General features: G+C 65.7%; 25 protein-coding genes. 18 read left to right on the top strand and 7 right to left on the bottom strand.

Going from position 1 to position 26,250, the window contains the following annotated elements; all coding sequences use genetic code 11:
- Positions 1–15: 15 nt before the first annotated feature.
- Positions 16–423 (bottom strand): helix-turn-helix domain-containing protein, encoded by a 408-nt coding sequence (locus FDW81_RS07915; RefSeq protein WP_138133642.1) that lies wholly within the window; start codon positions 421–423, stop codon positions 16–18.
- Positions 424–473: 50 nt separating this feature from the next.
- Between FDW81_RS07915 and FDW81_RS07920 the strand changes: the two genes are divergently transcribed.
- A complete protein-coding gene (locus tag FDW81_RS07920; protein ID WP_138133643.1) occupies positions 474–1,274 on the top strand; it encodes an alpha/beta fold hydrolase in 801 nt (266 codons plus the stop codon).
- A 6-nt stretch (positions 1,275–1,280) separates the two neighbouring features.
- Here FDW81_RS07920 and ptsP read toward each other — a convergent pair whose 3' ends face one another.
- Positions 1,281–2,966, bottom strand: a complete 1,686-nt coding sequence (gene ptsP / locus FDW81_RS07925; protein WP_138133644.1) for a phosphoenolpyruvate--protein phosphotransferase — start codon at positions 2,964–2,966, stop codon at positions 1,281–1,283.
- 159 nt (positions 2,967–3,125) lie between these two features.
- Between ptsP and FDW81_RS07930 the strand changes: the two genes are divergently transcribed.
- From FDW81_RS07930 to FDW81_RS07960, 7 genes are all read left to right on the top strand, one after another.
- Positions 3,126–3,854, top strand: coding sequence for a TetR/AcrR family transcriptional regulator (locus FDW81_RS07930; protein WP_138133645.1), 729 nt, complete (start codon positions 3,126–3,128; stop codon positions 3,852–3,854).
- An 80-nt stretch (positions 3,855–3,934) separates the two neighbouring features.
- Positions 3,935–6,037, top strand: coding sequence for a PTS mannitol transporter subunit IICBA (locus FDW81_RS07935; RefSeq protein WP_138133646.1), 2,103 nt, complete (start codon positions 3,935–3,937; stop codon positions 6,035–6,037).
- Complete coding sequence (locus FDW81_RS07940; RefSeq protein ID WP_138133647.1) at positions 6,037–7,200, top strand: mannitol-1-phosphate 5-dehydrogenase; 1,164 nt, start codon at positions 6,037–6,039, stop codon at positions 7,198–7,200. Before FDW81_RS07935 ends, FDW81_RS07940 begins: the two co-directional genes overlap by 1 nt.
- Positions 7,201–7,454: 254 nt before the next feature.
- Positions 7,455–8,405, top strand: a complete 951-nt coding sequence (locus FDW81_RS07945) for a siderophore ABC transporter substrate-binding protein (RefSeq protein WP_138133648.1) — start codon at positions 7,455–7,457, stop codon at positions 8,403–8,405.
- Positions 8,406–8,427: 22 nt separating this feature from the next.
- On the top strand, positions 8,428–9,435 hold the full coding sequence (locus FDW81_RS07950) for an ABC transporter permease (RefSeq protein ID WP_138133649.1): 1,008 nt from the start codon (positions 8,428–8,430) through the stop codon (positions 9,433–9,435).
- Positions 9,428–10,456, top strand: a complete 1,029-nt coding sequence (locus FDW81_RS07955; protein WP_240720055.1) for an iron chelate uptake ABC transporter family permease subunit — start codon at positions 9,428–9,430, stop codon at positions 10,454–10,456. Before FDW81_RS07950 ends, FDW81_RS07955 begins: the two co-directional genes overlap by 8 nt.
- Positions 10,453–11,214, top strand: coding sequence for an ABC transporter ATP-binding protein (locus FDW81_RS07960; RefSeq protein ID WP_138133650.1), 762 nt, complete (start codon positions 10,453–10,455; stop codon positions 11,212–11,214). The genes FDW81_RS07955 and FDW81_RS07960 overlap by 4 nt, the downstream gene beginning before the upstream one ends.
- A gap of 139 nt (positions 11,215–11,353) precedes the next feature.
- Here the strand turns inward: FDW81_RS07960 and FDW81_RS07965 are convergent, their stop codons facing one another.
- On the bottom strand, positions 11,354–12,793 hold the full coding sequence (locus FDW81_RS07965) for a sugar porter family MFS transporter (RefSeq protein WP_138133651.1): 1,440 nt from the start codon (positions 12,791–12,793) through the stop codon (positions 11,354–11,356).
- Positions 12,794–13,016: 223 nt separating this feature from the next.
- On the bottom strand, positions 13,017–13,514 hold the full coding sequence (rraA, locus tag FDW81_RS07970; RefSeq protein WP_138133652.1) for a ribonuclease E activity regulator RraA: 498 nt from the start codon (positions 13,512–13,514) through the stop codon (positions 13,017–13,019).
- Positions 13,515–13,636: 122 nt separating this feature from the next.
- Here rraA and FDW81_RS07975 point away from each other — a divergent pair, with 122 nt between their 5' ends.
- From FDW81_RS07975 to FDW81_RS08005, 6 genes are all read left to right on the top strand, one after another.
- Positions 13,637–14,923 carry an MFS transporter gene (locus FDW81_RS07975; RefSeq protein WP_138133653.1) on the top strand — a complete coding sequence of 429 codons (1,287 nt, stop codon included), beginning with the start codon at positions 13,637–13,639 and terminating at the stop codon, positions 14,921–14,923.
- A 137-nt stretch (positions 14,924–15,060) separates the two neighbouring features.
- On the top strand, positions 15,061–15,666 hold the full coding sequence (locus FDW81_RS07980) for a TetR/AcrR family transcriptional regulator (protein WP_138133654.1): 606 nt from the start codon (positions 15,061–15,063) through the stop codon (positions 15,664–15,666).
- A gap of 277 nt (positions 15,667–15,943) precedes the next feature.
- Complete coding sequence (locus FDW81_RS07985) at positions 15,944–17,143, top strand: NADP-dependent malic enzyme (protein ID WP_138133655.1); 1,200 nt, start codon at positions 15,944–15,946, stop codon at positions 17,141–17,143.
- A gap of 98 nt (positions 17,144–17,241) precedes the next feature.
- A complete protein-coding gene (locus FDW81_RS07990) occupies positions 17,242–17,745 on the top strand; it encodes a DUF456 domain-containing protein (protein ID WP_138133656.1) in 504 nt (167 codons plus the stop codon).
- A 39-nt stretch (positions 17,746–17,784) separates the two neighbouring features.
- A complete protein-coding gene (locus FDW81_RS07995) occupies positions 17,785–18,159 on the top strand; it encodes a nuclear transport factor 2 family protein (RefSeq protein ID WP_138133657.1) in 375 nt (124 codons plus the stop codon).
- A 158-nt stretch (positions 18,160–18,317) separates the two neighbouring features.
- On the top strand, positions 18,318–19,295 hold the full coding sequence (locus tag FDW81_RS08005; RefSeq protein WP_138133659.1) for a hypothetical protein: 978 nt from the start codon (positions 18,318–18,320) through the stop codon (positions 19,293–19,295).
- A gap of 30 nt (positions 19,296–19,325) precedes the next feature.
- Here the strand turns inward: FDW81_RS08005 and FDW81_RS08010 are convergent, their stop codons facing one another.
- The gene (locus FDW81_RS08010) at positions 19,326–19,964 is read right to left on the bottom strand and encodes a LysE family translocator (protein ID WP_138133660.1); all 639 of its coding nucleotides are present in this window, start codon (positions 19,962–19,964) and stop codon (positions 19,326–19,328) included.
- A gap of 106 nt (positions 19,965–20,070) precedes the next feature.
- Between FDW81_RS08010 and FDW81_RS08015 the strand changes: the two genes are divergently transcribed.
- A complete protein-coding gene (locus tag FDW81_RS08015; RefSeq protein ID WP_138133661.1) occupies positions 20,071–20,526 on the top strand; it encodes an Lrp/AsnC family transcriptional regulator in 456 nt (151 codons plus the stop codon).
- On the opposite strand, the gene FDW81_RS08020 is transcribed toward FDW81_RS08015, so the two are convergent.
- Entirely contained in the window at positions 20,523–20,981 is a 459-nt protein-coding gene (locus FDW81_RS08020) for an Lrp/AsnC family transcriptional regulator (RefSeq protein WP_171027140.1), read from the bottom strand. The genes FDW81_RS08015 and FDW81_RS08020 overlap by 4 nt on opposite strands.
- Positions 20,982–21,354: 373 nt before the next feature.
- On the opposite strand from FDW81_RS08020, the gene gluQRS reads away from it, so the two are divergent.
- Together gluQRS and FDW81_RS08030 are read left to right on the top strand one after the other, a co-directional pair.
- A complete protein-coding gene (gluQRS, locus tag FDW81_RS08025) occupies positions 21,355–22,254 on the top strand; it encodes a tRNA glutamyl-Q(34) synthetase GluQRS (protein WP_138133663.1) in 900 nt (299 codons plus the stop codon).
- On the top strand, positions 22,247–22,810 hold the full coding sequence (locus FDW81_RS08030; protein ID WP_138133664.1) for a phosphohydrolase: 564 nt from the start codon (positions 22,247–22,249) through the stop codon (positions 22,808–22,810). The genes gluQRS and FDW81_RS08030 overlap by 8 nt, the downstream gene beginning before the upstream one ends.
- A 13-nt stretch (positions 22,811–22,823) precedes the next feature.
- On the opposite strand, the gene FDW81_RS08035 is transcribed toward FDW81_RS08030, so the two are convergent.
- Complete coding sequence (locus FDW81_RS08035) at positions 22,824–24,140, bottom strand: ATP-binding protein (RefSeq protein ID WP_138133665.1); 1,317 nt, start codon at positions 24,138–24,140, stop codon at positions 22,824–22,826.
- 195 nt (positions 24,141–24,335) lie between these two features.
- Between FDW81_RS08035 and ggt the strand changes: the two genes are divergently transcribed.
- Complete coding sequence (gene ggt / locus FDW81_RS08040; RefSeq protein WP_138133666.1) at positions 24,336–26,174, top strand: gamma-glutamyltransferase; 1,839 nt, start codon at positions 24,336–24,338, stop codon at positions 26,172–26,174.
- Positions 26,175–26,250 lie beyond the last annotated feature (76 nt).

Genomic DNA, 26,250 nt, shown 5'->3' on the forward strand with positions numbered 1-26,250 from the left:
CTGCAGGGGGAAGGGTCAGCCGTCCTTTTCCCCGGTATTCTCCGGGTCCCGCTGTGCGGCCTTCTTCTGCCCCTCCAGCCATGCCATGATAGCCGCCCGCGGAATCCGCCGGTGGCTCCCGCGGTACTCCACGGGGATTTCGCCGCGGTCCGTCATGTTGCGCAGATAGGTGTGCGAGATGCCCGCCAGCTCCGCTGCCTTCGAGGTGGTTAGCATGTCCTCCACGCTGCTGACGGTCACGGCCTCGCCGCGGCTAAAGCGGTGCAGGAGGTCAACGACGGCGTCCCTCGCCACGGGGGGCAGGCGGTGGACGGTGCCGTCCACGAAGACGGTGATGTCATCGCTGCCGGCCAGTGCCCGGTGCAGTTTTTCCGCATCCTCGGCAGGAAGGGCGCCGGTGATCCGGGGAGCTATCAGTGCCATGCCCCCCAGCCTACCGGCGGCCCAGCGCTCCCGGGCGGTATGCTCGGCAGATGGCACTTAGCGGCGGAATAGATGTGGAAGCAGGCGGATTACGGGGCAAGCTCTACGCCTCAGTCCGCCCGGAAGGCGCCCCTGGCGGGCCCGAACACCCTGCCCGTCCCGCCTACGTCCTGCTCCACGGCATCGGGGTTTCCCACCGGTACCTGGCCCGGCTGCACCTTGAACTGGCCGAGGGGGCGGATGTCTACAGCTTCGACCTGCCCGGCTTTGGCCCTACTTCCCGCCCTTCCCGCCAGCTTCAGGTGGAGGACTACGCGGCGTTTATCGCAGCTGTCCTATCGGATGCAGGCGTGAGTGGCTACATTGCGGTGGGGCACTCAATGGGCACCCAGTTCGCCGCGGAACTGGCGCTGCAGCAGCCGGAACAGGTGGCCGGAATCGTACTGATGGGCCCCGTAGTGGATGCCGGTAAAAAGTCTGTTCCCCGGCAGGCCATGGCTTTGACCCGCGACGCCATGTTCAGTGAGTCGCTGTCCTGCAATGTGGTGGTGTTCAGCGATTACTTCCGCGCCGGACCCCGCTGGTACCTCACGGAGCTGTCCGTGATGATGGAATATCCCATGGCGGAACGGCTGTCAGCAGTTACCCAGCCTGCCCTGGTGCTCCGCGGCACGAAGGATCCCATCGCACGCAGGCCTTGGTGCGAACACCTTGCCGCCGTCGCGCCACAGGGCACCGTGGCCGAGATTCCGGGCCAGGGCCATGTCTTCCAGTACACCGCCCCCGGCATGGCTGCCGAAACCATCACCAGCTGGGTCCGTGCAGTGACCGGTTTCGGCGTCACCGCCTAGGCTGAATCAGAGCCCCAGTTCTTCCAGGACCGGCAGCTTCTCCCGCACCCATGCTCGCGCTTCGGTGGCGCTGGGTGCGGAAAGGGCGAGCTTGGCCAGCTGCTGGGCCTCCTCCAGCGTCACCGTCTTCAGGACAGCTGCCACGGCAGCGAGGGAACGCGCCGTCATGGACAGCGTGCTCACCCCAAGTCCGGTCAGTACGACGGCGAGCGCAGGGTCCGCAGCGGCCTCGCCGCAGACGCCCACCGGCTTGTTGTTTCCTTCGGCGCGGGATCCTTCAACGGTCAGGCCCACCAGGCGCAGGACTGCCGGCTGCCACGGGGTGTTCAGGTTGGCGAGCGGGCCCAGCTGGCGGTCGGCGGCCATGGCGTACTGGGTGAGGTCGTTGGTGCCCAGGCTCGCAAAGCTGACTTCGCGGAGGATTGCTTCGGCGGTTAGGGCTGCGGAGGGAACCTCCACCATCACACCGGGAGTCTTGATGCCGGCATCGGCGCACATGGAGGCGAAGCGGGCGGCCTCTTCCGCCGTCGAGATCATAGGGGCCATTACCCATACATCAGCCTCGGACTGCTTTTCAGCCAGCGCGATGGCTTCCAGCTGGCGGTCCAGGACGCCCGGGGTGGTGAAGTCGGTGCGGTAGCCGCGGACACCCAGGGCAGGATTGGGCTCGGTGGAATCGGTCAGGAACGGCAGTGGCTTGTCCGCTCCGGCGTCGAGCGTGCGCAGGACCACCTTCTTGCCCGGGAAGGCGTCAAAGACGCTCTTGTACGCGGCGGCCTGCTCTTCAACGCTGGGTTCGGTGTCCCGTTCGAGGAAGCAGAATTCGGTGCGGAACAGGCCTACGCCCTGGGCGCCCAGGGCTGCGGCAGCCTCGGCGTCCTTGCCGCCGCCCACATTGGCAAGCAGCGGCACCAGGTGGCCGTCCGCCGTCGCGCCCGTGCCGCTGAAGTCGGCCAGCAGGGAGGCGGTGGCGGCCCACGCCTCTGCTGCGGCGCGGAGCGATTCATCAGGGTCGGAGGTGATGTTGCCGGCGGCCCCGTCCACGTACACCTCGGTGCCGTCCGGGAGTTCGTCCACGCCGACGGCCGCAACGACGGCGGGAAGGCCAAGGGAGCGGGCGATGATCGCTGTGTGGGACTGCGGGCCGCCCCCTGCTGTGACCAGGGCCAGCACCTTGTTGGGATCAAGGGTGGCGGTGTCCGCGGGGGCCAGGTCCTCGGCCACCAGGACGAAGGGCGTGTTGGACGCGGGGATCCCGGGCGCGGGCACGCCCCGGAGCTCGGCGACGATCCGGGCCCGCACATCCAGCACATCGGTGGCGCGTTCGGCCATGTAGCCGCCCAGGTTGTGAAGCATCTCCGAAACCGAAGATCCGGACTCCCAGATGGCACGCTCTGCTGACGTGCCGCGCGCCACCAGCTTCGCCGCCCCCTTGATCAGCATGGTGTCCTTGGCCATCAGCGCCGTGGCCTCCAGGACGGCCTTGCCGTCACCCGTTGCATGCGCGGCCCGCGCCTTCAGGTCGTCGTGGACTGCCTGACTTGCTGCCTTCAGTGCTGCTGTTGCTTCCTCTGCGGTGGTGCCTGCTGCCAACTGCTCGCCGGCCGGAGGTTCGCTGATCGGTTTGGGCATCTGCTTGACGGTGCCGATGACGCGGCCTGGACTGACGCCTACTCCTGGGAAGTTCTGCACTGAAGGTCCTCATTCTCTGCCGGTTGCCAGGCCCGCCGATCTGTCCGGCGCCATGCCGGTCCGCCGAAGGACCGCGGAGTCCGGAGGCGGAAACGTGCCTGAAAAAATTGTATGTGATTCAGTTCATATAGCATTGCTATAGGTGCTAGGGTAGCGGTTATGAGTTTGGATGGCCAGCTTCCCCCCAAAATGCGGCTGCTCCGTGCTGCCGCGGAGCTGTTGGCAAAATCCGGGGGAGCACCCGTTTCCACCCGCCAGATCACGCAGCTGGCAGGGGTTTCGGCGCCCACCCTGTACCACCACTTCGGTGACAAGGAAGGTCTGTTCGACGCCGTCGTCGCCGCAGGGTTCGAAGAGTATGTAGCGGGCGAAAGGGATTTCGCCCCCTCCGGACACCCGCTCGAGGACATCCGGAGAATGTGGGACAACCATGTCCAGTTCGGGCTCAACCAGCCGGAACTGTACCTGGTGATGTTCGGCAATATCCGCCCGGAAAGTCGGCCGGCCATCGTCGCAGATGCCGAGGCGCTGATGGAGGAGATGCTGAACAAGGCAGCGGCGGCGGGCCAGCTGAACGTCCAGCCCCGGGAAGCGGCCAGGTCCATTCTGGCGGCCAACGTGGGCGTGACGCTGATGCTGATTGCGGAACCCGCCTCCGAACGGAACCTCGAACTGTCCACCATGACCCGGGACGCCATGATCTTTGCGGTGTCCGCCGAGCCCGCCAGCGGGCCGGCCCCGGGTGGTGCCGGAAAATCCTCGGTAGTGGTGGCAGCGATCGCCCTGAACGCCGCACTTCAGGCCTCGCACTCTGACCAGCTCTCAAGCTCGGAACTCAAGCTCTTCCTCGAATGGCTCCACCGGATCTCCGCCAGCCCGGCCGGCTGAACCCCAGGCCACCCAGCAGTACGTCGTCGTAATCATCGGACCATCCTGCAAAGCAGCAGGACAGACGGTTAGGAAATCTCATGGCAACAGAGACAGTTGCAAAACCCCGCACCAGCGCGCGCGTGCACGTCCAAAAGTTCGGGACCTTCCTGTCCGGAATGATCATGCCCAACATCGGCGCGTTCATCGCCTGGGGCATCATCACAGCCCTCTTCATCGAAAAGGGCTGGCTGCCGGTGCCGGAACTGGGTGGCTTCGGCACCAACGCCGAGGGTGAAACGAACACCGGCCTCGTGGGGCCGATGATCACCTACCTGCTGCCGCTGCTCATCGGCTACACCGGCGGCAAGATGGTCTACGACGTCCGCGGCGGCGTGGTTGGCGCCATCGGCACCATGGGCGTGATCGTGGGTGCCGGCATCCCCATGTTCATCGGCGCCATGATCATGGGCCCGCTGGGCGGTTGGACCATGAAGAAGATCGACTCGATCTGGGACGGCAAGATCCGCCCCGGCTTCGAGATGCTGGTCAACAACTTCTCCGCCGGCATCTGGGGCGCGCTGCTTGCCATGCTTGGCTTTTACGCCATCGCTCCGGTGGTGCAGGCCTTCAGCACAGGGGCCGGCAATGTGGTGCAGTTCCTCGTTGACAACGGGCTGCTGCCGCTGACCAGCATCTTCATCGAGCCGGCCAAGGTGCTCTTCCTGAACAACGCCATCAACCACGGCGTGCTCACCCCGCTGGGCGTGCAGCAGTCCCTGGAGCAGGGCAAGTCCATCCTCTTCCTGCTCGAGGCCAACCCCGGCCCCGGCCTGGGCATCCTGCTCGCGTACATGTTCTTCGGCCGCGGAGCTGCCAAGGCCTCCGCTCCGGGTGCCGCCATCATCCACTTCCTCGGCGGCATCCACGAGATCTACTTCCCGTACGTACTGATGCGCCCGCTGCTCATCCTGGCTGCCATCGCCGGCGGGATGACGGGTGTAGCCACGCTGGCAGTGACCGGTTCGGGCCTGGTGGCCCCGGCCGCCCCTGGTTCCATCTTTGCCGTACTGGCCCAGACCTCCCGGGACAGCTATGTAGGAGTGATCCTGGCCGTTCTCCTGGCCACCACGGTCTCCTTCCTGGTGGCCTCGGTCATCATGAAGACCACGAAGCACAGTGACGAGACGGACCTCGGCAACGCCACGGCCCGGATGGAGCAGATGAAGGGCAAGAAGAGCTCTGTGGCCTCCACCCTGACAGGTGCCGGTGCCGCCACGGGCGGCGGGGTGGGTGTCCTCGCCGGGCCGGTGCGCAACATCGTGTTTGCGTGCGACGCCGGCATGGGCTCCAGCGCCATGGGCGCCTCCGTGCTGCGCAACAAGATCAAGGCGGCCGGCTTCCCGGACGTGAAGGTCACGAACGCGTCCATCGCCAACCTCCGCGACGACTACGACGTGGTGATCACGCACCAGGACCTGACCGAACGCGCCAAGCCGGCCACGTCCAGTGCCGTCCACTACTCCGTGGACAACTTCATGAGCAGCCCGCGCTACGACGAAATCGTTGAGCTGGTCCGCGAAAGCAATACCGAAGGCGGCACCGTGCCGGGCACAGAGCCCGGAGAGGGAACCCCGGGCGGGGCATCCGGGGCAGGAACTGCGGCAGCGGCATCAGCCGGCGCCGGGACCCGGGGCGCTCACGCTGCTGACGCTCCCGTGGACACTGCGCCCGGCGGCGGAACGGCCACGGCGGCAGCAGGCACCGGCACTTCCGAGGTGCTCGCCCGCGAGAGCGTGGTGCTGAACGGCGCAGCCACCACCCGCGACGCCGCCATCGACGAAGCCGGCCGGCTGCTGCTTGCCCGCGGCGCGGTGGACGAGGGCTACATCGCTGCCATGCACGAGCGCGAGCAGTCCGTGTCCACGTATATGGGCAGCTACCTGGCCATCCCGCACGGCACCAATGCGGCCAAGGACCACATCCGCAAGTCAGCGGTTTCGGTGATCCGCTACCCGGAGGGCATCGACTGGAACGGAAAGCAGGTCAAGTTCGTGGTGGGCGTCGCCGGCGTCAACAATGAGCACCTGCACATCCTGTCCTCCATCGCGAAGGTCTTTACGGACAAGCAGCAGGTTGCGCGGCTGGAGGCTGCCACCTCGGTGGACGAAGTCCTGGAACTCTTCGGAAAGGTCAATGCATAGTGAAGGCTGTACATTTTGGGGCCGGCAACATCGGCCGGGGTTTCGTGGGCCTGCTCCTGCACGATGCCGGATATGAGGTGGTGTTCGCCGACGTCGCCGAGGAGCTGATCGCACAGTTGGCCGCAGCGGACAGCTACCGCGTCCACGAGGTAGGTGAGGAGGCAACGGAACGGCTGGTGGGCAACTTTCGGGCCTTGAACTCCAACACCCAGGAAGCCGAACTCATTGCGGAAATCGCGACGGCGGACATCGTCACCACCGCCGTGGGCCCGCACATCCTCAAGTTCGTGGCTCCGGTGATCGCCAAGGGCATCATTGCGCGGGAACCGGGGCTGGCACCCCTGCAGGTCATGGCCTGCGAAAATGCGATCAATGCCACCGACATCCTGGCCAAGGAGGTGGCAGCCCAGCCGGGGGCCGCCGCCGGTGAGCTGGACGGCAAAGTGGTGTTCGCCAACACGGCGGTGGACCGGATTGTCCCTAACCAGGAACCGGGGCAGGGGCTGGACGTTACGGTGGAGACGTTTTATGAGTGGGTCATCGACCGGACCGCCTTTGCCGGTGCGGCCCCCGCCATCCCCGGTGCCACCTTCGTGGACGACCTTTCGCCGTACATTGAGCGGAAGCTGTTCACGGTGAACACCGGCCATGCCTCCGCCGCCTACTTCGGGTACGAGGCCGGCCTGGAAAAGATTCCGGATGCCATGGCTGACCAGGACGTTGCCGAGGACGTCCGGGCGGTATTGGAGGAGACCAAGCAGCTCCTGGTGGCCAAGCACGGATTCAGCAACGACGAGCAGGAAGCTTACGTCCAGAAGATCCTTGCCCGGTTTTCCAACCCGCACCTGCCGGATACCGTCAACCGCGTGGGGCGGGCTCCGCTGCGGAAGCTGAGCCGGCACGAGCGTTTCATCGGCCCCGCGGCGGAGCTCGCCGAGCGCGGCGTGGTGCCGGAGGCCCTCCTGGGCGCAATCGCCGCGGCCCTGCGTTTCGACGATCCGGCAGATGCCGAAGCAACGGAGCTGGCCTCCATCCTGGCTGCCAGCAGCCCGGCAGAGGCCACGGCCCGGATCACTGGACTGGAGGAGGGCCATCCGCTGTTCAACGCCGTGGCCACACTTGTGGAGGAGCGTCAGGCGGAGGTGGCACGCACCCCCGTCTGATCGGCCGGGAGCGACGCTCTCTCACTTCCTGCGGCTTTCACGGCAACTCTCTCGCAGTTCACGCGGCCTTTACGCCAACGCTCCTGCAATCACGACGCCGGCACTGACCCGAGTGCCGGCGTCGTCCTTTTGTAATGTCCGCCACTTAGGGCACAGATGGAGCCTTCCCGTTTTGAAGTTAGCCTTCCCTTACTTATAGGCTCTGGGCTATTAGGCAACGAAGTTGTGATGTATTAGCCGACTGGAGTAATAACGTGAAGAGAAAGCTTTCGAGCTACCTGGGGGCACTGGCTGCGGGAGCAGCGCTTTTAACCGTGACGGCGTGCGGAGGAGGCGCGACGGCAACGACTGCCGCCGACGAAGCCAGAACCATCGCCGTGGAGCACGCGCAAGGCACCACCGGGAACATCCCGGTCAATCCGGAAAAGGTTTACACCTTTGACCTTGGCGTTTTGGACACCCTGGACGCTTTGGGCGTTGAGCCTGCCGGCGTTCCGGAAGCCGCATACCCGGAGGCCCTCAGCAAGTACGGCAACGACAAGTACGCCAAGATCGGGTCCCTGAAGGAGCCGGACTTCGAAGCCGTCAGCGCCGGCGACCCCGACCTCATCATCATTTCGGGCCGCACCGCCGGAGCCTACGAGGAGCTGAGCAAGATCGCCCCCACCATCGACCTGTCCATCGACGCGGCCAGCCCGATGGAAAGCTTCAAGTCCCAGACTGAAAAGCTTGGCACCATCTTCGACAAGTCGGCGGAGGTGGAAGAAAAGCTCGCTGCTGTTGACGCCACAGTCAACGAGACCAAGGCCAAGGCGGCCGGCGCCGGCAAGGGCCTGATCGTCCTGACCTCGGGCGGCGAACTGACCGCATACGGCGCCGGCTCACGGTTCGGAATCATCCACGACGTCCTGGGCGTCCCCACTGCGGCAGACGTCGAGGTGGAGGGCAGCCACGGTGAAGCGATCTCCTTCGAATACATCAAGCAGGCCAACCCGGACATCCTCTACGTGATCAACCGTGACACCGCAGTCGGCACCGAAGGCTCCGCTGCAAACCCCATCCTGGACAACGAGCTGGTCCAGTCCACCAGCGCCGCTAAGAACAACAAGGTGATCAACCTTGACCCCGCCGGCTGGTACATCGTGGGCTACGGACTCAACAACGTCCAGGCAATGCTGGACGCCGTCGCCGCCTCCGTGGCCTAACCGCACCCACGGTCCCACCACCATGACCGCCACCGCCGTGCGCCCGCTTGCGCCGGCAACCCTCAGCCAGGCCCGCCACAGTGCAGGCCTGACTGCGGCCGCAGTGGCCGTTCTTGTCCTTGCCGCCGGCAGCATGTTCGTCGGTGTCAGCGACGTGTCGCTGCCCGCGCTGCTGGCACGGGACCAAGCCACCGTGGAGGTCTTCTGGATCTCCCGGGTACCCAGGACGCTCGCGGTGCTCCTGGCCGGGATGGCGGTGGCTGTTGCCGGCCTGATCATGCAGCTGATGGCCCGGAACCGCTTCGTGGAGCCATCCACGGTGGGAACTGTCGAATCCGCCACCCTCGGCATCCTGGCGGTCACCGTCTTCGCCCCGCAGGCACCGGTGCTGGTCAAGATGCTGACAGCGAGTGTCTTCGCCCTGCTGGGAACGGCGCTCTTCCTGGCCATCCTGCGCCGGTTGCCCGCCCGCAACACCCTGCTCATCCCGCTGGTGGGCATCATGCTGGGCGGCATCATCGCCGCCGTCACCACGTTTTTCGCCTACCGGTTCGACCTGCTGCAGACCCTCAGCAACTGGATGATCGGCGACTTTTCCGGCGTCCTCCGGGGCCGGTACGAGCTTCTGTGGATTGTTGCAGCCCTGATGCTGGTGGGCCTGCTGGCCGCTGACCGGTTCACGGTGGCGGGCATGGGCCAGGACTTCACCACCAACCTGGGACTGAACTACGCCCGGACAATGCGCCTGGGACTGGTCATCGTCTCCCTGATCTCTGCCGTGGTGGTCACCACCGTGGGCGCCGTGCCGTTCCTGGGGCTGGTGGTGCCCAACATCGTGTCCCTCATCTTCGGCGACAACCTCCGCCGCGCCGTGCCCTGGACCGCCGTTTTCGGAGCCGCGTTCGTGCTGGTCTGCGACATCATCGGCCGCACCATCCGCTACCCCTATGAAGTCCCCGTGGGAATGGTGATGTCCGTGCTGGGCGCCATCCTCTTCCTCGTCCTGATCCTGAGGAAGCGCAATGCCTGAAGTGCTCGCCGCGAAACCGCGCCCGCCTAAAGCCCGCCCCAGCGGTATACCCCTGTGCACCCGCGTCAGCAAAGCCTCGCCGCGCCTTGTGCTTGGCATCCTGCTTTCGGTGGCTGCCGCCGTCGTCTGCCTCTTCCTGTTCTACGAACTCAAGGGCAACGTGGGGTACATCCTGCCGCGCCGCGCCACCAAAGTGGCGGCGATGCTGCTGGTAGCCGTGGCCGTGGGGGTGTCCACACTGCTGTTCCAGACGGTCACGGCCAACCGCATCCTCACGCCGTCCATCATGGGCTTCGACTCGCTCTACATCCTGGTGCAGACGGTCCTGGCGTTTACCCTGGGGGCCACCTCGGTGGTGGCCGCCCCGCCCACGCTGCAGTTCGCCGTCGAAGTGGTACTGATGGTGGCGTTCAGCGCGCTGCTCTACCGCTGGATGTTCACCGGGGCGGCCCGTTCCCTGCATCTGTTGCTGCTGGTGGGCGTCGTCCTGGGCAGCCTGTTCCGCGGGCTGTCATCCCTGCTGCAGCGCCTCATGGAACCCAGTGAATTCATCATTCTTCAGGACCTGTTCTTTGCCAGCTTCAACAATGTGGACCCGGCGCTGCTGGGGGTGGCCGCCGTCATCATCGCCGTTGTCTGTGCAGCGGTGTGGCGGGCGCGGCACACCCTTGATGTCCTGGCGCTGGGACGCGAGGTGGCCATTAACGTGGGTGTGGACCACCGGAAAGTGGTGATGCGCGTGCTGCTGGCGTGTTCACTGCTGGTGGCCGTGTCCACCGCGCTGGTGGGACCGGTGACGTTTTTCGGGCTGCTGGTGGTGAGCCTGGGCTACCAGCTGTGCCGAGGATTCAGCCATGCCTGGCTGCTGCCCATGGTTGTGCTGATCGGTGCCATCGCCCTGGTGGGCGGCCAGTTGGTGCTTGAGCAGGTCTTCGGCTTCGGCACGGCCCTCAGCGTGGTCATCGAATTCACCGGGGGCATCCTCTTCCTCTACCTCCTGCTGAAAGGCTCCCTGAAATGACCATCGCGGTCCGCAACGTCTCCAAGAGCTACGGCGGCCAGGCCGTCCTCGACGACGTCAGTTGCGTCATCCCGCAGGGCGGCATCACCTCGATCATCGGGCCCAACGGGGCAGGGAAGTCCACGCTGCTTTCGCTGATCAGCAGGCTGCAGCCCCTGGAGTCGGGGGAGGTGTCGGTGGCCGGGCTGGATGTCGCCTCCACGGACAGCCGCGAACTGGCCAGGACCATGGCCATCCTGCGGCAGGAAAACCACCTGACCATGCGGCTGAGTGTGCGGGACCTGGTGGCCTTCGGCCGTTTTCCCCACTCCGGCGGGTGGCCCACGGTGGAGGATCTCGCCAAGGTGGAGGAAGCCATCGCCCACCTGGACCTGACGCCCCTGGCGGACAAGTTCGTTGATGAGCTCTCCGGCGGGCAGCGCCAGCGGGCCTTCATCGCCATGGTGCTGGCTCAGGACACGCAGTACCTGCTCCTCGACGAGCCGCTGAACAACCTGGACATGAAGCACTCGGTGGAAATGATGCGGCTCCTGCGCCGGCTGGCCGACGAGCTGGGCAAGACCATCGTCCTGGTGGTCCACGACATCAACTTTGCGTCCTGCTACTCGGACACCATACTCGCCATGAAGGACGGCCGGCTGGTCCACCAGGGCAGCCCGCGGCAGATCATGCGGCAGGCCATGCTGCGGGATGTCTACGACATCGACATCCGGATCGAGGACATTGATGGCAACCGGATCGGCGTCTACTTCGCCTGACCCGCGGACGCTCTGTCACCTTTGGTGACTCCGGCGTCGACGGCGGGTCAAGTCGACGGCTGGTTGACAGGTAAACCCTCCCTCACGGGAACATCTGAGGGAGGGTTTGCCCTGAAGCGGCGTTAAGTGAGGGAGCGTCCTAGGCCTTGGCTGAGCCCTTTGCCACGAACAGCGTCTCCGCCTGCTCCAGGGACATTCCGTTGGTCTCCGGCACCCTGAACATGACGAAGATGAAGGACGCCGCCGCGAAGAGCGCATACATGGCGTAGGTCAGCGGCAGCGAGCCGGCCGCCATCACCGGGAAGCTGAGCGTGATCACGAAGTTCGCCACCCACTGGGCGGCCGCCGCAAGGCCCAACGCCCGGGCACGGATCCGGGATGGGAAGATCTCACCCAGCAGAACCCACACCAGCGGCCCCCAGGAAGCACCGAAGCTGACCACGAACACGTTGGCCGCCACCAGTGCCACCGGGCCCCAGATGCCCGGCAGGGAAATCTCGGAGCCGGTCCCCACAGCGGAGGAAAACGCCAGGGCCATGGCACCCAGGGACACCGCCATGCCCACGGAACCGGCCAGCAGGATGGGGCGGCGCCCGATGCGGTCCACCAGGGCGATGGCCACCAGGGTCACCAGGATGTTGGTGACGGAGGTGGCAACGGAGATGGTGAGTGAGTCCTTCTCCTGGAAGCCAACGGCCTTCCACAGGGTGGTGGAGTAGTAGAAGATCACGTTGATGCCCACGAACTGCTGCAGGACGGAGAGGATGATGCCCACCCAGACCACTGCCTGCAGGCCGAAGGTCTTGCCGCGCAGGGACCCCTTCTGGCCGGCCAGTTTGTCTTCCTCGATGGCGTCCCGGATTTCGCGGATGTGCCGCTCGGTTTCCTCCGCGGGGACGATCGAATCGAAGACCTTCCGGGCTTCGTCTTCCTTGCCAAGGAACACCAGGAAGCGCGGGGACTCGGGAAGGGTGAAGGCGATCCAGCCGTAAACCACGGCGGGCAGGGCTGCGGCCAGGAACATCCAGCGCCAGGCCTCGATCCCGAGCCAGTACGCCTGATCGGCGCCGCCGGCGCTGGTGGCCAGCAGCGCATCGGACAGCAATGCGGCGAAGATGCCGGTAGTGATGGCCAGCTGCTGCAGCGACGCCAGCCGGCCACGGACCTGGCGCGGGGAGATTTCCGAGATGTAGGCAGGGGCGATGACCGAGGCGAGGCCGATGCCCAGTCCTCCCACCACGCGCCAGAAGATCAGGTCCCACACGCTTAAGGCGAAGCCGGTGCCCAGGGCGCTGACCAGGAACAGCACGGCGCCCAGCTTCATGGCAGGGATGCGCCCGTAGTGGTCTGCCACCTTCCCGGCCAGGTAGGCGCCGGCTGCGCAACCCAGCAGGGCGACGGCCACGGCAAAGCCGGTCACGGCTTCGGACAGCGCGAACTCGTCCTTCATCGCATCCACGGCTCCGTTGACCACGGACGAATCGAAGCCGAAGAGGAATCCGCCCACCGCCCCTGCGAGCGCCAGCCAGATCACCCGCCGCGGCACCTGGGTGGTTGTCTGCTCCTGGGCAGTGGGCATGGTTCTCCCTTGGTCTGGGTTTGGGTGGATGCGGTGCGGACGTCGTCGGCTGCGGAACCGGCCCCCAGGCCGGCGCACACGCGCCTAACAGTGTTCCACGCCACCGCGCCGTGTTCCAGTTGAGACGCGCGGCCAGCCCGCCATTGCCGGGGAGAGAGAGGATGCGGAAGAGCCGACGACGGCGGGACGTGCCGCCGTCGTCCTCGCCCAGGAGACTTCCGGATCAACGCTCCACGAGGATCCCGTCCGGGTCGCACCAGATCATGGCTCCGTTCCTGATGGTCACGCCGTCGATCTCCACATCCACGTCCACCTCGCCCGCGCCTGCCTTGGCACTTTTGCGCGGATTGCTGCCCAGTGCCTTGACGCCCAGATCCAGCCCGGCAATGGCTTCACGGTCGCGGATGGCGCCATTAATCACGACGCCGGACCAGCCGTTCGCCACCGCGCTTTCGGCGATCATGTCCCCCATGAGGGCAGTTCCCAGGGAACCGCCGCCATCCACCACCAGCACGTCGCCGTTTCCAGGCGTCGCCAGCGTGGACTTCACCAGGGCGTTGTCCTGGAAGCAGCGGATGGTCCTGGCCTTCCCGCTGAAGTGCGAGCGCCCGCCGAGGGATTGGAACTGCAGGGACACGGAGGCCAGTTCGTCGCCCCGCTCGTCGTAAAGGTCGGCAGTGCTGACGGCGGTGCCCTCCGTTGGCGTGGACGCTGCGCTCATGTGGTTCTCCTTGATTCTTGGGCGGTTTGGCTAACTGGCCTGCCGGCATGGCAGGGCGGCACGGTTACGCCCACGATAGTCTGATTTTCATCGCCGTCAGCCTGTATCAGGGGGAGTAACTCATGAGCCTGTCCGAAACTCCCGCACCCTTGGAGCGCGGGGCCGGACCGGATGATCCGACGGCAGCGCTCGCTGAGCCGACGCGGAAGGTCACGGCACGCTGGGTCACCGGACTGGTCCTGGTCAATGTGGGCATCAACGCCGCGTTTTTCGGCCCTATCAACGTTTTTATCGGCCAGCAGGCGATCAGCATCGACGAGCCCAGCAAGGAAGCAATCCTTTCCCTGGCCACGGCCTGCGGAGCGGCAGTTTCGCTGGTGGCCAACCCACTCTTTGGCGCCCTTTCGGACCGCACCACCTCCCGCTTGGGCCGCCGGTCGCCATGGGTGCTGGCCGGGGCCGTTTTAGCGACGGCAGCCCTCCTGGCCATGTCCGGAGCCACCACCGTGGCCCTGATGGTGCTGTTCTGGTCCTTGGTCCAGCTCGGCGCCAATGCCGCCTACGCCGCCATCACAGCTGCCGTTCCGGACCGGGTCCCGGTGCCGCAGCGTGGGAAAGTGGGCGGACTGGCTGCCATGGGCCAGACGCTTGGAATCCTCACCGGGGCTGTCTTCGGCGCAGTGGTGTCCGGAAACTTCGTGGTGGGCTACTGGCTCTGTGCCGCAGCCCTGATGCTGTCCGTGCTCCCGTACCTGTTCCACCGCAACGACCCGGTGCTTCCTAAAGGGGCCCTAAACCGTTTCAAGCTGCTGGCCTTCCTGCGTGGATTCTGGATCAGCCCGCGGCTGTACCCGGACTTTGCCTGGGCATGGCTGACGCGCTTCCTGGTCAACGTGGGCAACCAGCTGACCATCGTCTACCTCCTGTTTTTCCTCCGCGACATCCTGAAACATGAGGACCCGGCGGCGGGTGTGCTCGTCCTGACAGGCATTTACGCCGTGATGGTCATGATTACCGCGGTGGTAGCGGGGCCCTGGAGCGACAGGGCTGGCAAGCGCAAGCCGTTCGTCATCGGCTCGTCCGCCATCATTGCCATGGCAGGGATGATCATGGCGTTCTTCCCCGTCTGGCCGGGAGCCCTGGCCGGTGCCGCCGTCCTCGGTATCGGTTTCGGCGCCTATCTGGCAGTGGACTTCGCGCTGCTGACGCAGGTCCTGCCCCAGGCTGTTGACCGGGGAAAGGACATGGGGGTTATCAACGTGGCCAACTCCCTGCCCCAGGTGGTGGCGCCTTTCCTGGCTTTCATGGCGGTCACCCATTGGGGCGGCTACCGGTCGTTGTTCCTTACTGCAGCGGTCATAGGCCTGCTCGGGGCTGTCTTCGTGGTGAAGATCAAGGGGGTCCGCTGACGCATTTGCGGCCAGGAAGTAAGCCTCTGACCAATTACGTCACGATGCTGTGCCGTATAGTTGAAGCGGACTGCCGGCGGTCCGCTATGGGGGCGATCGTGGCTGCTTCACCATAGGAACACAACCCCGGAATGCTGATGCCCGACACCATTTCAGACCATCCGCCCATGGCCCCCAGGCCTTCGGCACCACGCCAGCGGCACCGCTATACAAAGATCCTGGAAGCGGCAGGAACGTTTGCGCGCAAAGGCCTGGACTCGGTGGAACTTTCCGAAGTGGCGGCCAAGGCTGACGTGCCGCTGGGCACCCTCTACCGCTACTTCCCCTCACCCACCCACCTGATGCTGGCGTTGTACCGGCACCAGCTGGAGGAGCTGCAGGGGGCCGGACGGGCCGCATCCCGGTTCCGGGGCAGGGCGTTGGCCGGCCTGGTGATGGAGATCTTCCACATGCGCGTCATGCAGCCGGCAGTGGAGCAGTGCCTCAGCCGCGTGGTCTACCTCCCGGACAGGGACATCACTGCGCTCCTGCGCGAGATCGACGCGCTGAGTGAAAAGGCCGTGGCTGCGGCGTGCGGTGACGCCCCAGCGGCCCGGGTTCTCCTGCTGGCAGTCACTGGTCTGGTCCAGTCCGTACGGAACCGCAGGTTGTCCCTCTTCGAAGCCGAAGAGGACCTCAAAAAAGCCTGCGCCCGCCTCTCTCCCGCTTCAGGTTCCGGTTACACACTGCATCAAAGTGCGTAACCGGTCTAGTCCAATACCCGGTTAAATCAGGCATATAGCGGTGGCGTAGCTCACAAAGACCGGTGCTAAAACGTTGTGGCACGCATTTGCGCCTGTCAAATTGCCACGTCAGCCGGTTTCGGCCACCTAGCATTGTTCAGCGAGCAGCAGGAACAATCCTCCATGCTCCGCCGGGCCCGCCACCCCTGGGTTTCCTGCCGCACCATTGCCCCCCGCCTCAGCCTGCCGGCTGAGCACCATAAGCCGTGTGTCCACGGCGAGCACAGGAGACAACGACGTGTCCATTGACGCAATCTCAGCCATCGACAATTCTGCAGCGACTGCCCTGACGGAAGAAGAGATTTTCGGAGCCCACCAGGGCGGGAAGCTCTCCGTCGGCACTACCGTCCCGCTCGCCAACAAGCGTGACCTCTCCATCGCGTACACCCCGGGAGTGGCTGATGTCAGCCGGGCCATCCATGCCAGGCCCGAGCTTGCGCGAACCCTGACCTGGGCCGAGCGCCTCGTGGTGGTGGTCAGCGACGGCACTGCAGTGCTCGGCCTGGGCAACATCGGACCCAGTGCTTCCCTCCCCGTCATGGAAGGCAAGTCGGCCCTGTTCAAGACTTTCGGCGACCTGGACTCCATTCCGCTGGTGCTCAACACCATCGACGTGGACGAGATCGTGGAAACCCTGGTCCGCCTGCGCCCCAGCTTCGGTGCGGTCAACCTTGAGGACATCTCTGCCCCGCGCTGCTTCGAGCTCGAGGAAAAACTCATAGAAGCCCTGGACTGCCCGGTGATGCACGATGACCAGCACGGCACCGCCGTCGTGGCCCTTGCGGCACTCACCAACGCGGCCAAGGTGACCGGCCGTGCCCTGCAGGGGCTGCGCGTCGTGGTTTCCGGTGCGGGTGCGGCGGGCATCGCCGTCGCCGAAATCCTTCTGGCTGCCGGCATCAGCGACGTCGTCCTGCTGGACTCCCGCGGCGTCATCAACAGCAGCCGCGCCGACCTGGCCGCGGACGCCGCCAGCAAGAAGGCTGACATCGCCGGCCGCAGCAACCCCCGCGGTGTCGAGGGCGGCCCTGCCGAGGCCCTTGCCGGTGCCGATGTCTTCATCGGTGTCTCCTCCTCCAAGCTGGACGAGGAGCACCTGAAGCTGATGAACCAGGACGCCATCGTGTTCGCCCTCTCCAACCCAGACCCGGAGGTGCTGCCAGAAGTCGCCGTCAAGTACGCCGCCGTGGTGGCCACCGGCCGCAGCGACTTCCCCAACCAGATCAACAACGTCCTGGCCTTCCCGGGCATCTTCCGCGGCGCCCTGGACGCCGGCGCCCGCCGCATCACCCCCGCGATGAAGCTTGCCGCCGCCTATGCCATCGCGGAACTGGCCGCGGAGGACCTTTCGGCGGACTACATCGTGCCCAGCCCCCTGGATCCCCGCGTTGCCCCGGCGGTTACCGCCGCCGTCGCCGCTGCGGTGGAAGCGGAGTAGGGCCTCCCCAGCGCCACTAGGTACGACGGCGGCGCCTCCCCTGCTCTGGAGGCGCCGCCGTCGGGGGTTAAGCGGTCCCCAACCATAGACTGGGGGTCATGAACTCGGAAACAGTGGTGACCATCCTGTGCGGCCTGGCAATTTTAGTGGGCGTGGCGGGTACGGTCATCCCGGTACTTCCGGGCAGCATCCTCATCGGATCAGGCCTCCTCGCCTGGGCCATTTGGGGTGGAGCCGGCACGGCAGGATGGGTGGTCTTCGCCATTGCCATGGTGTTCGTGGTGGCGGGAATGGCTGCCAGCGCCGTGCTCACGGGGAGGAAGCTCAAGCAGCATGCCATTCCCAGCCGGAGCATCGCTGCCGCACTGGTGGCCGGTGTGGTGGGTATGTTCATCATCCCCGTCGTGGGCCTGTTCGTCGGGTTCGCCGCCGGCCTGCTGCTAAGCGAGTTCCTCCGTACCCGGAACATCGGAAGCGCGGCGACCTCCAGCTGGGCGGCACTTAAGGCCACCGGACTGGGGATGCTCGCTGAATTCGGCCTGGCCTGCCTGGCAGCCAGCACCTGGGTGGTCGGGGTCTGGATCGCCGCTGCCGGCGGTTGAGCACTTGCAGCCCTGATGCCGGAGGCGTAAAACGGCAGCATGACGGAGCACAGCGAGGCAAGGGAAAACGTCGGGGCGTGGATGGAAAAATACCAGGCTGCCTGGACCAGCAACCGGCCCGAGGATATCCGGGCCCTTTTCACCCCGGAAGCGCGCTACGAAACGCGGCCCAATGATCCCAACCCCTGGCTGGGTCATGACGGCATCGTCGAGGGCTGGTTGGAGGCCCGGGATGAACCCGCCAACTGGACCTTCACCTGGGAGCTGCTGGGAACGGACGCGGACACGGCGTTCGTGCAGGGCGTCACCACCTACTTGGGGGACCGCCCTACCTATGACAACCTGTGGGTCATCCGGTTAAACGGGGACGGCCGCGCCTCCTCCTTCACCGAATGGTTCATGGAGCGGACATAACCCTTGGCAAGGCACGGACCTTCCGTTGCGGTAGAGGCCCAGCCCTCCCAGCTTGCCACCGAGGCCGCCGGGAAGCTTGCCGAGCAGGTTTGCGGGGTTGATGCCCAGTTTGGACAGGAGCCCGGCATGCTGTTCGGTATCCCGGTTAACATGGAAAGATGACCGCCGGGGATACTGCACCGATCTATTGGGACAGCCGGGACCTCACCCCCTTCGGCCAGCCGCAACTGCGCACGCCGGTCCACGACGTGGCCGGGGGAGTCGGTGGGCTGTTGACGGGTGTGCTTGGAGGCCGGCACCCTGCCCTGTTGTCCATCGACGGGGAGATCCCCCGGCTAAAACGGATGCTGCCCAGGCCGGCGAAGGTGGTCCACGAAGCGGTGTTCACCAGCCGTGAGCCGGAACGGCTGATCACCCTGGCCCGGGCCTACCCCGGCTGGGCGGGGCTCTGCTACCTGATGTCCGGGCTGCTCGCCTACAAGCATGGCGGCTACCTCCGGGCTTCCGAACTCCTGCAGCGCGGGCTGGCCACCAGAAACGACGAGGAAGCGAACCGCTACTCGTCCACCTACCTGACGCGCATTGTCACCAGGATCGAACTTGCCGAGAGGGTGGAGATCCCGGTCCTCTTCAGTGAGGAGTCGGTGTTCCTGGCCCTGGCGCACTCACTGCGGGAAACAGGCCGCACCGAGGCGGCACTGGACGCACTTTCCGGCCTGCCGCCGTCGCTCCCCATGGCGCTCGCGAGGTGTTCCCTCGCGCTGACCCTGGGCAGGAGCAGGACTGTAATCGACTGGACGGACGGCCTGCTCAACGCCGACGACCTCTCCGCTGCCCTGCTTCTGGTCCGGGCACGGGCACTGCGCCGGGAGGGGCGCCTCGAAGCGGCCAATCAGGCCCTGGCTGAGGTCCTGCGCCGGCGCAAAACACATATGACGCTGCGCAATGACGCCCTGACCGACCGCGCGCTGCTGCTTCTCGACTCAAGCCGGCGCTCGCTGAACCCCAGGGACTGGGGTCGGCGCCGTGTAGACCCCGAGCCGCAGAAGGAGATCGCTGCGCCGGTCCCCATCCGCAAGGACGAGGAAATGCGCCGGATCTGGGAACAGGACTGGAAGAAGCTCAGTGACGACTAGGCGCAGGCGGCCAGTCCCGCTGCACGGCGCCTAAGCGGCGCTGAGCAGCGGCATGAGCTGATCCCCGAGCAATACCGCCCCCAGTCCCACCATGATGAGTCCGCTGGCAAGGGTTACAGCGCGGGCGGCGCCCGGCCGGCTCTGCAGCAGCGTGCGGGACAAGAGGGCGACGGCGGTGTAAACGAGCCCTGCGAACAGCACGAACGTCATGCCCAGCAGGCCCGACTGCACCGGGACGGGCAGGGGCGCTTCGGGGCTGACGAACTGTGGAACCAGTGCCACATAGAAGAGCAGGCCCTTGGGATTGATGCCGCTGGTGCCCATGCCCTGCAGGAACGCGCGCAGCCCGCTGGCGCCCTCGCTTCCTGCCCCGGCCGTGAAGCTTGCCGCGCGCCAGGAACGCAGTGTGCTCGCGCCCAGCCACATCAGGTATGCCGCGCCGACGAGGGTGATCCACCCCAGGACGCCGGGCATTCCTGTGAGGACTGCGGCCAGCCCCGCCACCAGCAGGACCGTATGAAGGATGTAGCCGCCGCACAGACCCGCCACCGCCGGCACGAAGCTGCGCTGCCTGAGCCCTGCAGCAATGGAGTAGGCCCAGTCCACGCCGGGGGTACAGGCCAGGGCGGCGGCCACCACTACGAAGGCCAGGAACAGCTCCGGATTCAAGGGGTCTCCCGTCTGCCAATTCTTCTGAGGAAACTCTAGGAACTTCGACGCCGGAAGTGCTTGCCCTTTTTCGCGCTGCAACGCATGAAAGCAGTACTATTATTGCGTGATTGATCATATCGACAGGAACATTTTGCGCCACCTCAAAGAGGATGGACGGATGACGGCTACCGCGCTCGCAGCCAAGGTGGGCCTGACGGTGGCCCCCTGCCACCGCCGGCTCCGTGACCTGGAGCAGTCGGGTGTCATCCGCGGCTACAAAGCCGACATAGACCCGTCCGCCGTTGGGCTGGGTTTCGAGGCGATTGTCTTCGTGACGCTCCGCCAGGTGGACCAGGCTTCGATGGAGGTCTTCGAGAGCCGGGTGGCGGGTAACCCGAACATCGTGGAGGCGCAACGGCTGTTCGGCTCGCCGGACTACCTGCTGAAGGTCATCGCCGAGGACTTGCCCGCATACCAGCGGTTTTATGACGCCGAACTCACGTCCTTGCCCGGGGTTGAGCGCCTGACGTCCACGCTGGTGATGAAAAACCTGAAGTCCAACGCCGGGCCGCCGGTTTAGCTGCTGAGCAGCCCAGTGGTGCGGTAAGGGATGACCTCCCGGAGGAACATGCTGGTGGAGGTGCGGACAATCCCCGGGCAGAGCCGGATCTCCTCGGAAACACGGTAGAGGTCGTCCGGGCTGGTGGCCACTACGCGGATGAGGAGGTCTGTATCTCCGGCCGGTGCGTGGCACTCCAGGACTTCCGGAATCTCCCGAAGCGCTGCAATCGCCTCATTCAACCGGCTCTGGTCCAGTTCGGCGCTCACGGATGCTGCCACCCCGCGGCCGAGGGCGCCGGGAAGCACCCTGCTGCTGTTCGGCCGGAGTGCTCCGGACAATGTCATCCGCTCCAACCGGGACTGCACGGTGCCGCGGGCCAGGCCCAGCCGCTGGGCCAGCACCATGATGGGAACCCGAGGATCTTCATCCAGGGCCCTGAGGATGCGCTTGTCGGTGGGATCCAGTTCCTGCAATCTGCTCACTTCCTGTCGTCGTACGCGGTACGGATTGGTCAAAGTGCTCAACGGCGTTCCCGCCTGTTGCACCAACTGTAGGTCCGCTGCTGAAATGTTGGCAACGGAGAACGCCACCGCGGACTCCTGCAGGCCACCGTTCCCCGGCACACCACCCGGAGGGCGCGCACTGATTCCCGCAAGGAAGCTGCCTTGATTGACTCTTGTTCACACCATGGTCTTTCTGCAATCACGGCAAGAGCCCCTGAACTACCGGCGCCTCGGATTACCGAAGTCAGCGGTAGCTGAGGGGCTCTTGTGTTGTTTCACCCAGGCAGACGGGCACGGCAGGCGGCGCGCCCGCGTGTGTTCCCACCGGCATAGGGTTGGTTCCATGACTTCCGCCGGCCGTTTCGCCCCCAGCCCCTCCGGTGAGCTGCATGCAGGGAATCTGCGCACCGCGATCCTCGCCTGGCTCTTTGCCCGGTCAACCGGCCGGAAGTTCCTGCTTCGCGTGGAGGACCTGGACCGCACGCGGGCCGGCGCCGAGGCCGGACAGTTGCGCGACCTTGTTGCTGTAGGTGTGACATGGGACGGTGACGTGGTCCGCCAGACGGCCCGGGGGCCGCTCTATGCCGAAGCGATCAACCGGCTGCAGGAGGCGGGCCTGACCTATGAATGCTTCTGCACCAGGAGGGAAATCCAGGAGGCGCCGTCCGCTCCGCACGCACCGCAGGGCGCTTACCCCGGAACGTGCCGGGACCTCGACCCCGCTGAGCTTGAGTTCAAGCGTTCCACCAGGCCTGCCGCCATCCGGCTTCGCGCTGAGGCCAGCGAATACAGCGTGCATGATCTGGTGCATGGGGGGTTCACGGGCATTGTAGACGACTTCGTGCTGCGCCGGAATGACGGAGTGACAGCCTACAACCTCGCCGTGGTGGTGGACGACGCCGAGCAAGGTGTGGACCAGGTGGTCCGCGGTGACGACCTCCTCCCGTCCACCCCGCGCCAGGCATACCTTGCGTCCCTGTTGCATATTCCACTTCCGGAATATGCGCACGTTCCGCTGGTCGTCAACGCCGACGGGCGCCGGCTGGCCAAGCGCGACGGTGCCGTCACGCTTGCGGATCTTGAAGCAGCGGGAAGGAGTGCCGACGCCGTGCGGGACCGCCTGCTGGAATCTCTTGGGCTGCCACCCGGCCCCCTGGAGCAGGCGCTCGCTGTTTTTGACCCGGCGGTGCTGCCGAGGAAGCCGTGGGTCTGGTCCGGGCCCGTAGGCTGGAGGCATGGTTGAATCCGCTCACGTACCGCCCGCCAGCAGCTTCACACCCGAGACGGCCAAGGTGCTCGCTGAGGTGGCGCACAACCGCCAGAAGGACAAACTGAAGCGCCCCTACAAGGACCACGTCCTGGCGGTAGGCGATGCACTGGCGGACTTTGACGACGACATACGCATCGCCGGCTACCTGCACGCCCTCCTGGACATGGGCGTCTCCGAACGGGCCGTGCAGATCATTGAACTCCTGACCAACCGGCTGCACAGCAACCCGGACGACTACCAGGCTGTGATCCGCGAGATCGCCCTGGACCACGATGCCGCCCTGGTCAAGATCGCGGACAACGCGCACAACTCGCTGCCGGAGCGCATCCAGGCGCTGGCGGAAAAGTGGCCGGACAAGCCGCCGGTCACCAAATACCGTGACGCCCGCCCGGTGCTTTATGCCGCCGTCGAGGTGGAGGAGATCCGGAAAATCCTGGCCCGCATCAATCCGTGGTTGCTGGAAGAACTGGACGACCAGCTCGACGAGGAAGACACGACTGACTACGAAAATCTGTCCTACGACTCCTAGCGGATGCCGGAACCTAGACCCGCCCCAGGGCGTCGATGTCCTCCAGGAACTCCTGGTGCACCTCTGAGCTCACCGTGGTGCGGGTGTCGCCGATGGCGTCCAGGTAGTCCTGGGTGGAGGGCCCCTTCCGCACCGCCTCGCGGACGGAAAGCGTGCCGCCCGAAGCCAGCCCGCCGTCGTCGTACACCGCCTTCTCCAGCGCCCGCTGGGAGGCGCTGCGCGCGGCGTACTCTATATCCGCGGGGGAGAAGCCCTCGGTGCGGTCCACCAGCAGTTCCACATCCACGGCGTCCACCACGGGTGCCGGGATGAAGCGCTGCCACATGGCTTCGCGGGCCTGCCGGTCCGGGAGGCCGATGGGGATGACGTAGTCAAAGCGCCCGTGTCGGAGGAAGGCTGAATCCAGGGCCCGGATGAAGTTGGTGGCGCAGACCAAAAGCCGGCCGGGCTGTTCCCGAAACGCAGGGATGATCTTGAGGAGCTCGTTGGTGACGCCCTGCAGGGGCGAGGGCGGCTCGCCGGAGCGCTGCGAGGCGATCTCCTCCACCTCGTCGATGAACACCACGGCATGCTCCAGCTCCGCGATTTCCAGGAACGTTTCGCGCAGTGCCCCGGCCAGGCCCTGCGGATCGGCGGCGAGGCGGGAAGGGAAAACCTCCACGAAGGGCCATTCGAGCCGGGATGCGATTGCTTTGGCGAAGGTCGTCTTGCCGGTGCCGGGCGGACCGAAGAGGACGACGGCGCGCGGCGGGACAACGCCGAATTCGTCAGCGAGGTCCGCCTCGGCCAGGGGAAGGACCAGCCGGCGCTCGAGCAGTTCCTTCTCCCTGCGCATGCCGGCGACGTTTTCCCAGAGGTCGCGGGCCAGCACCCGGCCGCCGAGCTGTCCGAGTGCGCCGAGTTCCTGGCGCTGGACGGGGATGGTGCGTTCAAAGTAGCGGAGGTTCTTCTTTAGGGCGAAACCGCGGCTCAGGAAAGCCTCCACCCGTGTTTCTGATTCGGGCATGAGGGCTGAGAGCTTGTTCAGTCCGTGGGGTGACATGCGGTTCTCGACGGCGGCAAGCAGCGAGGTGCCGATGCCCCTGCCGCGGAATTCGGGCAGGGTGGCCAGGAATACGATCCAGCCCTGGTCGTGCGCGGCGCGTCCGACGGCAGCCCCCACCACCTGCTCGCCCTGCACCGCCACCACCGCGTGGTCCTTTTCACACGACGCAAGCACCTCCGAGAGTGCGTACACGGGTTCCACGTTGTTCGCCTTGAGTGTCTCCCAAAGATGCAGGATCCCGTCCAGGTCCGCCGAATGGAAATCCCGGATGCGCCAGTTGGTCATGGATTCTGCTCCTGGTGGTTCGTCGTTGAGCCAGCGTGGACTGCTCTGCCGAGCATAAGCGCTCAGACGCCCAGGGTGTGCAGCGTGTTCCGGAGTGTGTCAGCGGAATGCTGCAGCGCCGCCAGCTCCTTGAGTGGTCCCCGTGCGAGGGGTAGCGTGTGTTCCATCCCACTTCCACCGCTGTCAGGAGCAACCATGCCACATCGGGGACGCAGGCTCGCTGCCGTCACTGCCGCGCTGGCGATGAGCGTGACCACCGGCGCCATCATCAGCCCCGCCGCTTCCGCTGATCCCCGGCAAACGGACAAGACCCCCACAGCCACCGGGTATGGCGGCGCCGTGAGTACCGTGGATCCGGAAGCGTCCGCGGCTGCCATCGAAGTCCTCCGCAAAGGCGGCAACGCAGCGGATGCCGCGGTTGCGGCGGCAGCCACCTTGGGCGTCACAGAGCCGTACAGTGCGGGCATCGGCGGCGGTGGTTACTTCGTGTTCTACGACGCCGAGACCGAGGAGGTGGGCACCATTGACGGCCGTGAAACTGCCCCTGCGGCAATGCCCAGGGATGCCTTCATCGATCCGGACACAGGTAAGCCATACCAGTTCCGCAAGCAGGCAACGAGTGGGATTTCAGTGGGCGTCCCCGGCACTCCGGCCACGTGGGAACGTGCGCTGCAACGCTGGGGCAGCGTCAGCCTGGCGGAAGCACTGAAGCCGGCCATCAAGGTGGCCAAGCGCGGCTTCGTCGTGGACGAGACCTTCCGCCAGCAAACCCTGGACAACAAGGACCGCTTCGAGCCCTTCACCTCCACGAGGGAACTCTTCCTCCCCGGCGGTGACGCGCCCGCCGTCGGAACCGTCTTCCAGAACCACGGACTGGCGGACACCTACAGGCTCCTGGCCAGCAAGGGCACGGATGCCTTCTATGAGGGCCCGCTGGCGGAGGAAATCGCCAGCACCGTCCAGGAACCGCCAATGGTTCCCGGATCCACGCTGCCGGGACCGGCCGGGGTCATGACCGCCGAAGACCTGGATGACTACGAGGCCCTGAACCAGGACCCCACCCATGTGAATTACCGTGGCTATGACGTCTACGGCATGGCTCCCTCCAGCAGCGGCGGAACCACCGTGGGGGAAGCGCTGAACATCCTGGAGGTGTTCGACCTTCCCGGTCTAAAGAAGGACGAGCCCGCCGTCCTGCACCACTACCTTGAGGCCAGCGCACTGGCGTTCGCGGACCGGGGCAAATACGTGGGGGACCCCGCCTTCGTGGAAGTTCCCACGGAGGAACTCCTGGACCCGGTGTTCGGTAAGGAACGTGCCTGCGAGCTTGACCCCCTCAAGGCGGCTGCGAAGCCCGTTCTCCCGGGGAACGTGGAATCGTACGACGGCGTCTGCCCGGTTGCGCCGGCGGCGCTCGCCGATGAGACGGACACCGAGAACATCTCCACCACAAACCTCACCGTCTCCGACAAGTGGGGCAACGTTGTGGAGTACACGCTCACCATCGAGCAGACCGGCGGTTCCGGCATTGTGGTTCCCGGACGCGGGTTCCTCCTGAACAACGAGCTCACGGACTTCTCGCCCGTGTACAGCGAGACCGACCCCAACCGGATCGAGCCGGGCAAGCGGCCGCGCTCGTCCATGTCGCCCGCCATCGTGCTGAAGGACGACGAACCGTTCCTGGCGCTGGGCTCGCCCGGCGGCTCCACCATCATCACCACGGTGCTGCAGACTCTGATCAACCGGATCGATCTTGGCATGAGCATTGAGGACGCACTCGCAGCTCCACGCGCATCGCAGCGGAACACCGCCAACGTCACTGCAGAGCCTGGTTTCATTGATGCGTATGGACCCGCCCTCACCTCACGGTTCGGCCACAAACTGACGCCATCCGGAGATGCCTTCACCTCGGCAGCCGAAATCGGCGCTGCCACGGCCATCGAGTTCAGCGAGGACGGCAAGACTGTCACCGCGGTGGCTGAACCGTCGCGCCGGGGCGGAGGTTCGGCGATGGTGGTGAAGCCCTCGCCATAGATCCCACCTCAGATCAAATAACGACGGCGGCACCCAGGTCCTGTGTTACAGGACCTGGGTGCCGCCGTCGTACGCC

This window comes from Pseudarthrobacter sp. NamB4, assembly GCF_005796185.1.
GTDB lineage: Bacteria > Actinomycetota > Actinomycetes > Actinomycetales > Micrococcaceae > Arthrobacter.

What these genes read in the sequence shown, in the direction of transcription:
- FDW81_RS07915 (WP_138133642.1), bottom strand. Translation starts at nt 423, where the DNA reads ATGGCACTGATAGCTCCCCGGATCACCGGCGCCCTTCCTGCCGAGGAT.
- FDW81_RS07920 (WP_138133643.1), top strand. Translation starts at nt 474, where the DNA reads ATGGCACTTAGCGGCGGAATAGATGTGGAAGCAGGCGGATTACGGGGC.
- FDW81_RS07930 (WP_138133645.1), top strand. Translation starts at nt 3,126, where the DNA reads ATGAGTTTGGATGGCCAGCTTCCCCCCAAAATGCGGCTGCTCCGTGCT.
- FDW81_RS07935 (WP_138133646.1), top strand. Translation starts at nt 3,935, where the DNA reads ATGGCAACAGAGACAGTTGCAAAACCCCGCACCAGCGCGCGCGTGCAC.
- FDW81_RS07950 (WP_138133649.1), top strand. Translation starts at nt 8,428, where the DNA reads ATGACCGCCACCGCCGTGCGCCCGCTTGCGCCGGCAACCCTCAGCCAG.
- FDW81_RS07955 (WP_240720055.1), top strand. Translation starts at nt 9,428, where the DNA reads ATGCCTGAAGTGCTCGCCGCGAAACCGCGCCCGCCTAAAGCCCGCCCC.
- FDW81_RS07960 (WP_138133650.1), top strand. Translation starts at nt 10,453, where the DNA reads ATGACCATCGCGGTCCGCAACGTCTCCAAGAGCTACGGCGGCCAGGCC.
- FDW81_RS07965 (WP_138133651.1), bottom strand. Translation starts at nt 12,793, where the DNA reads ATGCCCACTGCCCAGGAGCAGACAACCACCCAGGTGCCGCGGCGGGTG.
- rraA (WP_138133652.1), bottom strand. Translation starts at nt 13,514, where the DNA reads ATGAGCGCAGCGTCCACGCCAACGGAGGGCACCGCCGTCAGCACTGCC.
- FDW81_RS07975 (WP_138133653.1), top strand. Translation starts at nt 13,637, where the DNA reads ATGAGCCTGTCCGAAACTCCCGCACCCTTGGAGCGCGGGGCCGGACCG.
- FDW81_RS07980 (WP_138133654.1), top strand. Translation starts at nt 15,061, where the DNA reads ATGCCCGACACCATTTCAGACCATCCGCCCATGGCCCCCAGGCCTTCG.
- FDW81_RS07990 (WP_138133656.1), top strand. Translation starts at nt 17,242, where the DNA reads ATGAACTCGGAAACAGTGGTGACCATCCTGTGCGGCCTGGCAATTTTA.
- FDW81_RS07995 (WP_138133657.1), top strand. Translation starts at nt 17,785, where the DNA reads ATGACGGAGCACAGCGAGGCAAGGGAAAACGTCGGGGCGTGGATGGAA.
- FDW81_RS08005 (WP_138133659.1), top strand. Translation starts at nt 18,318, where the DNA reads ATGACCGCCGGGGATACTGCACCGATCTATTGGGACAGCCGGGACCTC.
- gluQRS (WP_138133663.1), top strand. Translation starts at nt 21,355, where the DNA reads ATGACTTCCGCCGGCCGTTTCGCCCCCAGCCCCTCCGGTGAGCTGCAT.
- FDW81_RS08030 (WP_138133664.1), top strand. Translation starts at nt 22,247, where the DNA reads ATGGTTGAATCCGCTCACGTACCGCCCGCCAGCAGCTTCACACCCGAG.
- FDW81_RS08035 (WP_138133665.1), bottom strand. Translation starts at nt 24,140, where the DNA reads ATGACCAACTGGCGCATCCGGGATTTCCATTCGGCGGACCTGGACGGG.
- ggt (WP_138133666.1), top strand. Translation starts at nt 24,336, where the DNA reads ATGCCACATCGGGGACGCAGGCTCGCTGCCGTCACTGCCGCGCTGGCG.